This is a genomic window from Actinomadura sp. KC345, from assembly GCF_004348515.1.
GTDB lineage: Bacteria > Actinomycetota > Actinomycetes > Streptosporangiales > Streptosporangiaceae > Spirillospora.
The window spans coordinates 1-11,710 of sequence record NZ_SMKH01000253.1 but is presented as its reverse complement, the minus strand read 5'-3'; the positions used below and the strand labels follow the sequence as shown (position 1 = coordinate 11,710).

Annotated in this window: 14 protein-coding genes; 5 read left to right on the top strand and 9 right to left on the bottom strand. The window is 71.2% G+C overall.

The annotated features are described in order from the left end of the window. Nucleotides 1–143 precede the first annotated feature (143 nt). The 4 genes from E1281_RS30605 to E1281_RS30590 all read right to left on the bottom strand — a co-directional run bounded on the left by E1281_RS30605 (nt 144) and on the right by E1281_RS30590 (nt 3,845). Nucleotides 144–1,121 carry an ArsA family ATPase gene (locus E1281_RS30605; RefSeq protein WP_131883197.1) on the bottom strand — a complete coding sequence of 326 codons (978 nt, stop codon included), beginning with the start codon at nt 1,119–1,121 and terminating at the stop codon, nt 144–146. Continuing rightward, nucleotides 1,112–1,369: a cory-CC-star protein gene (locus tag E1281_RS30600; protein ID WP_131883196.1), complete on the bottom strand. Its 258-nt coding sequence runs from the start codon at nt 1,367–1,369 to the stop codon at nt 1,112–1,114. The genes E1281_RS30605 and E1281_RS30600 overlap by 10 nt, the downstream gene beginning before the upstream one ends. Then, nucleotides 1,366–3,066 carry a carbon starvation protein A gene (locus E1281_RS30595; RefSeq protein ID WP_131883195.1) on the bottom strand — a complete coding sequence of 567 codons (1,701 nt, stop codon included), beginning with the start codon at nt 3,064–3,066 and terminating at the stop codon, nt 1,366–1,368. The genes E1281_RS30600 and E1281_RS30595 overlap by 4 nt, the downstream gene beginning before the upstream one ends. 458 nt (nt 3,067–3,524) lie before the next feature. After that, nucleotides 3,525–3,845, bottom strand: a complete 321-nt coding sequence (locus tag E1281_RS30590; RefSeq protein WP_131883194.1) for an antibiotic biosynthesis monooxygenase — start codon at nt 3,843–3,845, stop codon at nt 3,525–3,527. Nucleotides 3,846–3,890: 45 nt separating this feature from the next. On the opposite strand from E1281_RS30590, the gene E1281_RS30585 reads away from it, so the two are divergent. Beyond that, nucleotides 3,891–4,370, top strand: coding sequence for a MarR family transcriptional regulator (locus E1281_RS30585; RefSeq protein WP_207943575.1), 480 nt, complete (start codon nt 3,891–3,893; stop codon nt 4,368–4,370). A gap of 90 nt (nt 4,371–4,460) precedes the next feature. Here the strand turns inward: E1281_RS30585 and E1281_RS30580 are convergent, their stop codons facing one another. Next, entirely contained in the window at nt 4,461–5,258 is a 798-nt protein-coding gene (locus E1281_RS30580; protein ID WP_207943574.1) for a barstar family protein, read from the bottom strand. A gap of 248 nt (nt 5,259–5,506) precedes the next feature. Beyond that, on the bottom strand, nt 5,507–6,343 hold the full coding sequence (locus E1281_RS30575; protein ID WP_131883192.1) for an oxidoreductase: 837 nt from the start codon (nt 6,341–6,343) through the stop codon (nt 5,507–5,509). 115 nt (nt 6,344–6,458) lie between these two features. Between E1281_RS30575 and E1281_RS30570 the strand changes: the two genes are divergently transcribed. Beyond that, on the top strand, nt 6,459–7,355 hold the full coding sequence (locus tag E1281_RS30570; protein WP_243717598.1) for a LysR family transcriptional regulator: 897 nt from the start codon (nt 6,459–6,461) through the stop codon (nt 7,353–7,355). A gap of 269 nt (nt 7,356–7,624) precedes the next feature. Here the strand turns inward: E1281_RS30570 and E1281_RS30565 are convergent, their stop codons facing one another. Together E1281_RS30565 and E1281_RS30560 are read right to left on the bottom strand one after the other, a co-directional pair. Further along, nucleotides 7,625–8,044: a hypothetical protein gene (locus E1281_RS30565; RefSeq protein WP_131883190.1), complete on the bottom strand. Its 420-nt coding sequence runs from the start codon at nt 8,042–8,044 to the stop codon at nt 7,625–7,627. Beyond that, nucleotides 7,980–8,735, bottom strand: coding sequence for a TetR/AcrR family transcriptional regulator (locus E1281_RS30560; RefSeq protein ID WP_131883189.1), 756 nt, complete (start codon nt 8,733–8,735; stop codon nt 7,980–7,982). The genes E1281_RS30565 and E1281_RS30560 overlap by 65 nt, the downstream gene beginning before the upstream one ends. 61 nt (nt 8,736–8,796) lie before the next feature. On the opposite strand from E1281_RS30560, the gene E1281_RS30555 reads away from it, so the two are divergent. The 3 genes from E1281_RS30555 (at nt 8,797) to E1281_RS30545 (ending at nt 11,073) form a co-directional block, all read left to right on the top strand. Continuing rightward, nucleotides 8,797–9,465 carry a class I SAM-dependent methyltransferase gene (locus tag E1281_RS30555; protein ID WP_131883188.1) on the top strand — a complete coding sequence of 223 codons (669 nt, stop codon included), beginning with the start codon at nt 8,797–8,799 and terminating at the stop codon, nt 9,463–9,465. 184 nt (nt 9,466–9,649) lie between these two features. Then, a complete protein-coding gene (locus tag E1281_RS30550; protein ID WP_207943573.1) occupies nt 9,650–9,835 on the top strand; it encodes a hypothetical protein in 186 nt (61 codons plus the stop codon). A gap of 257 nt (nt 9,836–10,092) precedes the next feature. Then, a complete protein-coding gene (locus E1281_RS30545; RefSeq protein WP_131883187.1) occupies nt 10,093–11,073 on the top strand; it encodes an NAD-dependent epimerase/dehydratase family protein in 981 nt (326 codons plus the stop codon). Nucleotides 11,074–11,373: 300 nt separating this feature from the next. Here the strand turns inward: E1281_RS30545 and E1281_RS30540 are convergent. Continuing rightward, on the bottom strand, nt 11,374–11,710 hold a 337-nt coding region (locus tag E1281_RS30540), incomplete at its 5' end, for a transposase (protein ID WP_165959179.1).

Below are 11,710 nucleotides of genomic sequence, written 5' to 3'. Positions count from 1 at the left end.
CCCGGGACCCGCCGCCCCCACCCCGGCCAAAGTAGGCCAGGGACGCCTCCGCCTTTCCGCGCACGGATGCCGGAGCACGGGCTCGGACGGGGCCACGCTATCGATGCGTCGGGCATCGCTTGACGCGACCGGAGCCGCCGAAGTCAGGGCCCGAGCCGGTCGGCGAGTGCGGCGAGTGCCTCTGTGCCGACCAGGTCCCCTGGCAGCAGCGGCACGTCGAGCACAGGTATGTCCGGGATCTGCCGCCGCAGCCGGACGAGGTGCTCGTCCTCCTGCCCGCGGCGCCGGGCGAGCAGCTCACCGGCGTCCGCCGGGGAACGGCGGTTGGCGACGAGGGCGGCCACGTCGATGCCGAGGCCGGTGAGCTTCTCGTACACCTCCATGGTCTCGGCGATCGGGAGCAGCTCGGGGGTCAGCACGACCACGAACCCGGTCCGCGCCGGGTCGGTCACCACCTCGCGCAGCCGGGAGAAGCGATTGCGCCGGCGTACGAGGATCCGGCGCAGCTCGGCGTCGCGGTCGGTCTCCTCGCCGCCGCCGAGACCGCGCACCGCGGCGCCGAACCGCTCCGACCGGTCGCGGTTGGCGAGCAGGGTCTCGGTCCAGGTGGTGAGCTGCTCGGGCAGCGCGAGCAGCCGCAGCGTGTGGCCGGACGGGGCGGTGTCGAAGACGACCAGGTCGTACGCCTCCTCCCCGAGCTCCACCGCCTCGGCGATGCGCTCCAGCACCGCCGACTCGTGGGTGCCGGGCGCCTGCCGGGCCAGCTCCAGGTGCCGGGTCGCCGGTGCGTGCATCCGCTCGGGGAGCAGTCGCCGCATCGTCCCGGCGACCGCGGACAGGTGCCGCTCCACCGTGCGTTCCGGGTCGATCTCCAGCCCGTCGACATGACCCTCCGTTCCGGGGGCGAGGTCGCCGGGGCCGGCGAGGCGCACGGGCTCGTCGCCCACGGGGCGGCCCCAGAGGTGGCCGAGGCTGTGGGCGGGATCGGTGGAAACCAGCAGCACGCGGGCGCTCGCCCTGGCACGGCCGAGGGCGAGCGCCGCGGCGATGGACGTCTTGCCGACCCCGCCTTTGCCGCCCACGAAGACGACCCTGCGCGAGGTGATGAGGTCTAGCAGCACCCGACGTGCTCCAGCGGCGAGCGGTCCATGCCAATCCGGCGGTGCCAGGCGTGGAAGTCCTCGTAGAGGGCGGGCATCAGCTCGGCGGTGTAGTACGCCGCCGGGTCGGGCACGCCCAGTGCCTCGGCGAGGACGACCATCCGGAAGAGGTCGTCCTCCTCGCGCCGGGCACGGGCGAAGGTACGCCGGTAGGGGCCGGCGTAGAACTCCTCCAGCCCGGCCCGGAGCGAGGCCCAGCGGGATGTCATCCCTTCAGCTCGGCTTTCTCCGTCACATCGGCGTCCGGGGCCTCCGGCGGTTCCTGGGACGCCCGCCGCATCGCGAGGACCGCCTCGAAGGCGACCCACACGGCGGCGACGATGATGATGACGTCGATGGCCAGCAGCAGCCAGTCCCGCTCGTCGTAGAGGTCGCCGAGCTGCGCGAGTGCGGCCCAGAACGACATCACGAACACGAGCACGAGCGGCACCAGCGCGGGCAGCGGGTTGCGCCGCTTGCGGATCAGCATGACCACGATGATGGACAGGGTCAGGGCGGCCAGCAGCTGGTTGCTGGTGCCGAACAGCGGCCAGATGCGGAGGCCGCCCGCGCCCTCGGCGCCCTGGCTGAAGGTGAGTCCCATACCGATGACGAGCACGACGAGGGTGGCGACGCCATTGTTGATCTTCACCTTGGCGACCTCGCCGGCCTCCTGGACGACGAAGCGCAGCAGGCGCACGGCGGTGTCCATGGTGGTGGCGGCGAACAGGACCGCCATCGTGGCCAGGACCGTCGCGCTGAGCGAGGCCGACAGGCCCAGGCCGCTGTTGACGATCTCGCCGCCGCCCGTGACGAACGCCGCGACGCCGGCCTCGCCGAAGGCGCTGTAGACGGCCTCCCACTCGGCCAGGGTGCGGTAGCCCGCGACGGTGGCGATGATCGCGCCGAGCGCGAGCATGCCCTCGCCCACCGCGCCGAAGTAGCCGACGAAGCGTGCGTCGGTCTCCTTGTCCAGCTGCTTCGAGCTCGTGCCCGAGGAGACCATGCCATGGAAGCCGGAGATCGCGCCGCACGCGATGGTGACGAAGAGCAGGGGCATGAGGTCCGGGGTGCCCGCGGGCACCGCGTCGTTGATGGCCGGGGCGACGATCGCCGGGGCGCTCAGCAGCACCGAGACGAACAGGATGCCGAGCCCGATGAAGAGCTGGACGCCGTTGATGTAGTCACGCGGCTGGAGCAGCACCCACACCGGCAGCAGCGAGGCTATGCCGGCGTAGAGGAAGAGGGCCACGATCCAGAAGGTCGCCGGGGACATGCCCAGGATCGGGTCGGGCGGCTCCACCGGGACGGCGTCACCGAGGAGGATCAGGCCGTACAGCGCCGTGACGCCGAGCACGGTGACCAGGACGAGGTTCATCTTGTAGCGGTAGACCGCCTGGCCGACCAGCAGCGCCACCGCGACCGCGCCCCAGGCGGGGATCACCACCGAGGGGGTGGAGATCAGCAGGTTCTTGATGACCACCGCGAAGGCTGCGATCACCATCAGCAGCAGCAGAAAGATCACGACGAGGAAGAGGTTCGCGCCCCGGCGGCCGATGTAGCGGCCGGAGAGCGTGCCCATCGAGCGGCCCTTGTTGCGCGCCGAGGCCCACAGGGCGCCCAGGTCGTGCATGCCCGCGAAGAAGACCGTGCCGAGCGTGACCCACAGGAACGCGGGCAGCCAGCCCCAGATCACGGCGACCGCGGGACCGACGATCGGCGCCGCGCCCGCGACCGAGGTGAAGTGGTGACCCCACAGCACGAACTTGTTGGTCGGGACGTAGTCCACGCCGTCCTGCAGCTCGTGCGCGGGCGTCTTGAAGGACGCGTCGAGCTTGTAGACCCGGTCGCCCAGGAACTTCGAGTAGAGGATGTATCCGCCCGCGAACATCGCGAGGCCGATCAAAAGCAGCGGAAGCGCATTCATACGAGACGCCCTCTGGGGGTCTGGGAGGCGGTCTGCTCGAATCGTGTCGAGCGTCCGGATCCGGTTGACAGGAGATTGCCCCGAGTTTCACGCGGCGGGCCCGAGAGCAGGACCCGCCGGTCGTCCCTCACGCTGGACCTGCTCGACAGCGACCCGCAATGGCTCCGCTGACGATCACCATGTGCGGAAACGGGGCCAGCGAGCACGGCACCATTACCTCTCACATCGTTGGGCGGTTTGGGACCGGTCCGGTCAAAATGCCCCAGATCAAGTTCGATCAAACAGCCGAGATCCTCCGTTCGATCAGTGCAGCGGCCTCGCCCCCTCGGCATCTACCCGAGCCGATGCGACGGTGACGACGAGCCACGTCAACCGTCGTTGCGTCGGCACCGCTCAGCGGCGAACGCGGACCCCTTGACGGCTACCCGCAGTGGCAGCCGTCGGGGGACCACCATGTGTCAGCGGTGTCGCTGTCGCAGCTCGTAGTGCTGGGAGTGAAGGTCGAACCTGGTGAGCACGGCGCGTGCCTGGGGCGGTACATAGGACTGGGTGGGCCCGCCGGCGAACCGTTCGATGGCGGTCATGTCATCGAAGACCATCGCGGTGAGGAACTCGTGCTCGCCGGTCTGCTCGGCGGGGCGGCGTCGCCAGACATCGAACGAGCGCAGGCCGTCGAGATTCCTGGCCAGAATGCCCGGTGCCACGTCGGTGCCGAGGACCTCGTCGTAGCTGTCGGCCAGTTCGGCGGTCGTCCAGCCCCGCCAGAGTCGGAGGATCATCGCCGCTCCCGTATTTTGACAGTATGCTGTCATTCTATGGGTTCCGTGCGATCATCGGCAACGGTCGAGGCCTACCGCCTGCTCATCGCCGACGTGTACCAACTGGCCGGGCTGTCGCGGCACACCGCCGAGGACATCGCCCGCGAGGAGGGCCAGTCGACCGCCCGCTGGCACGTCCTCAGCGTGCTGAGCGAACGACCGATGACGGTGTCGGGCGCCGCCCGGCGGCTGGGGCTGACCCGGCAGAGCGTCCAACGGGTCGTCAACGAGCTCAAGGCCGCAGGGCTGGTCGTCGGGACCGCCAACCCCCATGACGCGCGGGCTCCTCTGGTCCGGCTCAGTGACTCGGGCGGACAGACCCTGGCACGCCTGGACGCCGCCGGACGCCGTCACCGTAGCCGACTCCTCGCCGGCACCGACCTTGACGCGGCGAGCCTGAACCAAGCGCGAACCACCATCCACCAGCTCATCCGCATGCTGTCGGCAGGAGGCACGGAGGCCACGACGAACGAGACCGCACGGTGACTCGACCAGCCCCGGCCGCTCGATCGGTGGCCTGAGCGGACGGCGGTTCGTTGGCGGTGCCCTGGACGTGTGGATCGGCGGGCGGGGCGCTCAGCGTAGTTCGACGTCGACGCCGTGGGCGGTGAAAACCTGCACGAGGGTGTCGAGTGTGACCGCCGGTGCGCGGCGGTGGCGGTCGTGGCCGGCGACGAGGTGCCGGCGGGCCACCGCCGAGTCGTGCCAGAGCAGGCGGAAGGGCGCCTGAGCGCCCCATGTCGCGCTGAGGCAGTCGTCCAGGGCGTCGAGGTTCCAGCCGAAGTAGCCGCCTGGGCCGTTGATCGCTTCACCGATGTCGCAGTAGAAGCCCTCGACGTCGGTGACGAAGCGGCCGTCGAGGTGAAAGACGGTCCCTGCCGGCCGGTCGGGAGCCTCGCGGCGGCGATGGGCCAGCGCCACGCCGGCCCACTCGTGCCGCAGCGTCCGGTCATGGCGCGCCCACAGGTTGTACCGGGTGGGCCGGCCGGTGAACCACAGGTCCAGAATGCCGCGGGTCCCGGCCGGGCGCGGTTCACGTGCGTCACCGGCGATGGTGACGTCCAGCAGGCCGGAGCCGAGCGTGGACGGGACGCTCGACAGGACCGTGCCGGACACGGCGGCGGCGACCAGAGCCACCGCCGAGCCGTCGGCGGCGACGGCTCCCACGTCCGCGGACACCCTTCGGCGGCGCAGACCGGCCTTCGTCGCCTGGTGCGCCGCGGCGATCGCGGTCTCCAGCGGCGGCTCGGGACGGCAGCCGACCAGGGTGACGTGCGGCACCGGAGGCTCGGCGGGCTCACGGAAGAGGCCGGTGGGGCGTTCCCGCGGCCGTGGCGGCAGGTCGACGAACAGCCCGTCTATGTCGGCACACAACGCCACGGCATCCTCACCGGGAAACTGCGGTGTGCCGGTGTGTCCGACCAGTAGCCAACGCGGCGGAAACGGCCGGTCCCACGCCCACCGCCGCCGCCACGGATCGTCGGCCCGGCCCAGGCCGTCGGTCACCACTCCCCGACCGTACCGGCGCGATGGCACAGACGACGTGCCTCTTCACCATTGCCCGGGAGGAAACCATTTCGGAGACAGCGCGGCGTTTCGGCCGTGTCCGGTGTGACGGGGCGTCAGTCCAGGTCCGTGGAGCGGCTGAGCTTCTCCCACCGCGTCAGGTCGGCGCGGAGCAGTTCGTGGTGGGCGGCGATGTGGTCGACGGCGTCATTGCCCAGCGCCAGCCGCAGTGGCGGGTCGGGGCTGTCGAGGATTCGCATGATGGCCTGGGCCGCCTTGCGCGGGTCGCCCGGCTGGGTGCCGTCCATGCCGTCGACCGCCGCACGGGTCGGACCGGTCGCGGCGGCGTACTCCTCGATGGTTCGCGACCGGTGCATCCGCCGGCCGCCGAATTCGGTGCGGAAGGAGCCGGGCTCCACGATCAACACGCGGACGCCGAACGGCGCGACCTCCGCCGTCAGCGCCTCGGACACACCTTCGAGCGCGAACTTCGCCGCGCAGTACGCGCCGAATCCGGGCATGCTCAGTTGGCCGCCCATCGAGCTGATCTGGACGATCGCCCCTTGGCGTTGTGCGCGCAGGAGCGGCAGGACGGCCTTGGTCACCGCGACGGCTCCGAAGAACATGACGTCCATCAGGGCCCGCAGGTCCGCCAGGTCCAGTTCCTCGACCGCGCCGACGCTGCCGTGGCCGGCGTTGTTGACCACCACGTCCACCCGGCCGAACTCGGCGAGAGTCTGTGCGACGGCGGCGCTCACCTGCTCCTCCTGCGTGACGTCCAGCTGCGCGGTCCGCACCCGCCGCCCGCCGGCCGCGACGAGATCGGCGAGCCGGTCCGGCCGCCGCGCGGTCGCCATCACCCGGTCGCCGGCCGCCAGTGCCGCCAACGCCAGCTCCCGGCCGAATCCCGCCGAGCAACCGGTGATCAACCACACGCGACCCGTGTCCGTCATCGTCGCCCGCACCCCTGTCCAGTTCGTCTGCGTGCCGTCGCCTCATCCTGGCCGGGTCGGCCACGGCCTGGCCAACACACGCTTCTTCCGGCGGCTACAGTCAGATCCTGTGACCATGGAGCTGCGTCATCTGCGGTACTTCGTCGCCGTCGCCGAACACCTGAGCTTCAGTCGCGCCGCACGGCACCTCCACCTCGCCCAGCAGTCGCTGTCGCAGCAGATCGCAGCGCTCGAACGCGATCTCGAGGTACGCCTGTTCGACCGCGATACCCGGGGGACCCGTCTCACCGAAGCGGGACGGGCGTTCCTGCCGGAGGCCCGCGCCGTTCTCGCTCGGGCCGACGCCGCCGTCGCCGTCGCGCAACGCGCGGGCCGCGGCGAGACCGGCCGTCTCGACCTGGCGTTCCTCACCTCCACCGCCAACTACATGCTGCCGCCTGTGGTCAAAGCCCTGCGGGAACGTCTCCCCGGCCTCGAACTCACCACCCACAATGTGCAGATCGACGAACTGGTCGCCGGGCTGCGCGACGGGCGATTCGACGCGGCGTTCACCCGTCCGCCACTCGTCGCCGACCTGGCCACCCGGACGCTCGCCACCGAACCGGTCTGCGCCGTCCTGCCGGCCGGGCACCGCCTCGCCGACCGCGCCGAACTCCGCCTCGCCGACCTGGCCGAGGAGGACTGGGTACTCTCGCCGCGAGCGTCGTGGCCCCCCTGGCACGACAAGTACGACCGGGATTTCGCCGCCGCCGGCTTCACCCCCAGGGTCGTCCAGCGGGCCACCGGGGTGGCGAACCTGCTCGGGCTCGTCGCCGCCGGCGTCGGCGTGACCCGGCTCGCCCTCTCGGCGAACAGCGTCCGGCGCACCGGGGTGGTGTTCGTACCCCTGGCCGACGACCGGACCGAAACCGTCGTCGCCTGGATGCCCACATCCGACGGACCGGTACAGCGCAACCTGCTCGGCGTCACCGCCGACCTCGCGGCGACCGCAGAGCTCACACACTGGGGCTGAGCCTGAGCCACCGACCGTTGATCATCCGAGTTGCAAGCTCGTCGTGGTGGCGGTCGCTAGGCGGCCCATGGCGGGGAGGCCCACCTGCGTTTCGCGGTGCACCATCGGTAGAGGATCAGGAGTGCGGACGGCATGGACACCGTGCCTGCGCGCAGTCCTTCGGCGAGGTGGGCCCGGCCGGTTGGGACGTCGGCCGGGCGGGAGCCAGAGGTCGTCGAGTTCGCTGCGGTTCTTGGCGTCCGGGAGCCGCTCGTTCTCGCGGAGGTACTTCAGGATGCGCGCCAGGCCCTTGCTGCGCAGGACGACGAAGGGTCCTCGCTGCGCGGGACGATGATGTCCTTGATCTGGGCGAGCGCCGCGTCGTAGTCCCGCTCGTTGGCGCTCGGGGAAGCCTCCAGCGGCGCCGGGGTTTCCAGAGCGGCGCCGGTGGCGTCCGCCAGTGCCTCGACGAACAGGCGGCGGTGCAGGATGCCGGTGTCCTGCGGGCCGAGTTCGACGATCCGGTCGAGCTCGTCGTCAATGAAGCCGTGCCAGGCCTTGCCGTGCGGGGTTGTTCTGCCGTGCAGCCGACGACCAGTGTCCGGGCCATGCGGTGTCTTGGACCCGGACCGAGCGGGTGGGGAGTCAGTCCGGCGTGTGGGGCACTGCGCCGGGTGGCTTGGCGGCGTCAGGGCCGGGCGAGGGATCACGGGGTTCTGGAGCGTGGTCGTCCGGGCCGCGGCTGTCCCGGCGACCCGGGCTTGACGCAGGGGCGGTGCAGAGCTGGGCGGTCAGAGTGGCGTAGGCCCACTGTTCCCACTCGTCCGGCAACCAGCCGCGATCTTGGACGAAGAGCAGGTACAGCTGCGGGCTGAGCAGCCCGAACAGCAGGTCGGCGGCCATCGCGACGGAGACGTCCGAGCGGGCGCCGGGCTTGCCGACCAGCGTCTGAGCCGCGGCGTGCTGCACGGTGTAGCGCGGATCGGGGCCGTCGGGCCACTGCGCGGCGATCTGCGGATCGGTGGCCGCGGCGGCCGCGATCAGCGGCATGATCGGGGCCACCCGGTCCAGGATCTCGCGGGTGCCGCGGACGTGCTCGCGCAGTTGGTCGGCCGCGGTGGGCGCGGCACATGCGGTGCGGAACCACTCCCGGTCCATGGTGGCCACCGGTTCGGTGTCACCGGCGATGGTCGAGTCGACGACGTCCTTGAACAGGGTGCGCTTGTTGCCGAAGACGAAGTAGACCGTCTGAACGGCCACGCCCGCCCGGTCCGCGATCTCCTGCAGGCTCGTCGCCCCGTAGCCCTGCGCGACGAACAGCTCGCGGGCCGCCTCGACGATCTTTTCGCGGGTGCGGAGCGAACGCTCGGCTCGCTTGTCCGGCCGCTTGACTCCATCCATATTGCGAGTATAGCTCTAGAGTACATCACTAGAGTTCAACTCTAGATTCTTGGAGGAGACGATGGACCAGCCCCACGCCACCCGGAAGCCGGAACCGGACCTGGCCTCAACGCAGCGAGACCCTGAGGAGGAGTCCGTCCACCGCGCGCTGGAGCGCTTCTACCGCACCGGCAAGCCACCGTGGGACACCGGCGTGACGCCGCCCGAGCTGGTCGCCCTGGTGGAGGGCGACAGGGCGCGGCCACCCGGCCGCGCCCTGGAACTCGGCTGCGGCACAGGGACCAACGCCACCTACCTCGCACGGCACGGCTGGGAAGTGACGGCCGTCGACCTCATCGACCGAGCCGTCGGCCAGGCCAAGGAGAAGGCTGCGGCGGAGGGAGTGGCGGTACGGCTGCTCCACGGAGACGCGACCCGCCTCGACGAGCTGGACGTACCGGGCCCCTTCGACCTGTTCTTCGACCTGAGCTGCTTCTGCGGGGTTCCGCCGCACCGCCGCGACGCCTACGCCGCCGGGCTCACCCACCGCGCCGCTCCCGGAGCACGGTTGCTGATGTTCGGGTACGGCCCGGAGCCGCTCGGCAACCCGCTCCCCGAGGTCACGTCGTGGGCGGCGGGCGTCACAGCCGACGAGCTCCGCGCCAGGTTCCCCGGCTGGGAACTGATCGACGTCACACCGGGCACCAACTCGGTGCCGACCTTCTGGTTCACGCTGCGCCGCAACGTTTAGGAAGCAACCGCGAGCCGGTGGCCTCCCGGGGCCACGAGCCCGCCGCAGTTCCGTGCGGACGCCGGCCGGCATCACGCGCGCTGAGTCGGCTCACAAGACAACGGCTGGACGATGAGTCGCGATGGTGCGTAGCGGATGGCGATGGACGTCGACACCGCGCGTGACGGCGAAATGCCAGATCTGAATGGCCGACGCCGAGGCCCTCGATCACGCGGAGTTCCAGACCTCGCCCGCGGGTCGCGATTTCGCCAGGCGTAGCGCTGTGGCATGGGGCGAAGCTCACCTGGCCGCCGGCGGCGATCCGGATCACGTGGCGGCCGCGGTCGAGGCCACCACCGCGTTCTATGTCCCCGGAGGCAACGAGCGCTGAAGTACACGACTTCGATCGAGATAGACCTGCCCCGCGAGAAGAGGTCCAGCTGATCCCCTACCCGGGGCAGATGCCAAAGTGGCTATGGGACCACCGGCCGGAGGGACCATCCCCCCGCGCGCGGGGAGCACTTCGCGCGCCTTCACCAGGTCGGGCAGTCCGAGGGACCATCCCCGCGCGGGGATGGTCCTTCTGCACCTGCGGACGCGGGCAACTCTGGGCAGTGCTCCGCGGGGAGGCTGTGGGATCGTCGTCGGATGCGGGTACTCGTGCTGGGTGGGACGTGGTTCTTGGGGCGCCGCGTGGTCGAGCGGTTGCATGAGCGCGGCGACGAGGTGCTGGTCGTCCATCGGGGACTCGGCGGCCCCGGCCCGTCGGTGCCGGTGGGGCGGCTGCTGACCGACCGGCTTGATCTGGCCGAGCACGCCGGTGAGGTGCGGAGGTTCGCCCCGCAGGCGGTAGTGGACACCTGCGCGCTCACCGCCGCCCACGTCGAGGCGGTGCTGCCCGTTCTGCCCGAGGTTCCGGCTGTGGTGCTGTCCAGCCAGGACGTCTACCAGGCCTACTCCGGTCTGGTCAGCGGGCGCTGCGAGGCGGCGGTGCCCGTGACCGAGGACGCCGAGCTGCGCCGTGAGCGCTACCCCCACCGCGGCGCCGGGTACGCGCACGTGCCCGACGATTACGAGAAACTCGACGTGGAAGAGCGCTGGCGCCCGCGCGGGGCCACCGTCCTGCGGCTGCCGCTGATCTACGGCCCGCACGACTGGCAGCATCGCGAGGAGCCCGTGCTGCGCCGGCTGCGCGCCGGACGCCGCCGCGTCCCGGTCGGCGCGGCCAACCTGCTGTGGACCCGCGGACACGTCGACGACCTCGCCACCGGTGTGCTGTCCGCTCTCGACACCCGGGCGGCCGACGGGAAGACGTTCAACCTCGGCGAACTCCAGACCTGGCCGCTGTCCACATGGTTCGAGCAGATCATCGAGGCCGCCGGGGCCGACGCCGAACTCGTCCGGGTCCCTGACGGGGCGCTGCCCGCGGATCTGGCGCTGACCGCCGCTCCGGCCCAGCATCTGCTCTTCTCGACCGCCCGTGCTCAGGCCGTCCTCGGCTGGGCCCCGCGAGACCCGGCCGAGCGCGTCGCCGAGTCGGTGCGCTGGCATCTCGCCAACCCGCCCGCCGACGCCACCTGGACCGACGCCGACACCGACGCCGACGAAGCCGCACTCGCCCAGGCATAACGAGCCCCGCTCAGCCCGGAACGCATACTCCGCATGGGGCGCCACCACCAGACGGACGGTCCAGGGCACCAGCCCGCCCCAGGCCGGACGAGGCGGTGGATCAGGGACTTCCGAGCAACAGGCGCACGCCAGCGGACGGAAGTCTCGTCCGAAGTCGCCGCGGTCTGTGGTGGCGCGGCGGCATCGCGGTGACGGTGGCGGTCATGGGCTCCTCCGACGGCGCGCGTTGAAAGGGGGCGGTGCCGCGGTCCCGGGTACGCGCCGGTTCGGGCCATGGAGACATCCCACGCGGTTAAGTTGTCAAGCGGCTGCGGCCAGGCGGGTGGGGAAGGCGGTGTGTTCGGTGTAGAGCTGCCGGTGTTGGAGGCAGTGGTGCAGGCAGCCGAGCATGCGGTTGAACAGGTTGCGTTGGGCGGCGGTGTGGCGGTCGCCGCGTTCGCGGCGGCGGTCGTAGTGGGCTCGGGCGCCGGGTGAGGCGGTCAGGGCGGCGAAGGCCCAGACGTAGCCGGCGGCGGCCAGTCGCTGGTTCTTCACTCTTCGGTGGGTGATGGTGGTGGTCTTGCCGCTCGCGCGGGTGACTGGGGCGCTGCCTGCGTAGGCCTTGAGTGCGCGGGCGTCGGTGAAGCGGGTCCGGTCG